We start from the raw sequence: 1,119 nt of genomic DNA on the forward strand, positions 1-1,119 counted from the left end.
GAATGTCGAAAGCTATCGCCGGCGCAGCGCCATGGAGGCAAAGCGGACACGGGGACGACCGGCCGCATTCGCGACAATCAACAATACGCCCCAGTCTGTCGCGGAGCGTCAATCACCCGGCCCGCAGGGCCTTGCCAGCGACAATCACGCTGATACCCTGCCAGACGCCGCGACGTAGAAGCTCATCCAGATTGACGCGCGCGTCTCATCAAGATTGTCGCGCAATATCGCCCGGAGCACCGCGCAAGTCAGATCTGTTTTGCTTCGTCTGACCAGTGTCGGGTGTGCTGCCAAGTGGATCTCCGTCCTGGTAGCGCCGCCGCCGGGATTGGCATCGGCTGGCTGAGACAGGCCTGATTAGGCGTCTGCCCGCCGGGCGACGAATGCGGCCTGGTGCTGTTGGAGAAGCCCACATAGCGGCCAATCGAGGCCCCGGTCCCGGAGACGCTGCCGCAGGGGCGCCGGGACACCTCCTCTGTATTTCGCTGCGCGGTCCTTCGGTTCACCGTCCGCCAGCGCCGCTCGACGAAGGCGTTGCCGCGCCCTCGGCGTATGGGCCGACCCCCTGCCGTCCATGCTGATGGCGACCCTGGCGTTCTTCAGCGCCGTGATGAACGCCACACCGGTGAACTGCGAGCCCTGGTCGCTGTTGAAGATCTCCGGTCGGCCGGAGCGGCCGAGCGCGTCCTTCAGGGTCTCGATGCAGAAGTCCGGTGACCGCGTGATCGCCAGCCGCCGGGCGAGGACCTTGCGGCTGAACCAGCCGAGGACGGCGGTCAGGTGGACAAAGCCCCTCGCCATCGGAATGGAGGTGATGTCCATCGCCCAGGCCTGGCCTGGCCCCGTCACCGCCGGATGGCGCACCAGACAAGGAGAGATCTTGTGGCCCGGCACCGGCTTTGACGTGTTCGGGCGGCAGAGCGCCGGGCTCGCCATCCCCTTCCTCAGCGGGCAGACGTGAAGCCGGCCCGGTTCGTGTTCCTCCGCCCGCAACAGGCCTTTCAGCATCCGGCTGCCCGCGAAGGGATGCTCAGGATGAAGGGCGACGATCCGGCGCATGAGCGCGGGATCGGCGGCCGCGGCAGGCCGCGGCAGGTAGCAGGCGCGGCCCCCGGCTGA

1 pseudogene is annotated in these 1,119 nt (G+C 67.6%); it reads right to left on the reverse strand.

Annotated features, from left to right (window positions below):
* Positions 1-314: 314 nt before the first annotated feature.
* Positions 315-1,119: pseudogene (locus H5395_RS18350) on the reverse strand (transposase); the annotation flags it as partial.

It is taken from the genome of Paracoccus sp. MC1854, assembly GCF_014164635.1.
Classification (GTDB): Bacteria; Pseudomonadota; Alphaproteobacteria; order Rhodobacterales; family Rhodobacteraceae; genus Paracoccus.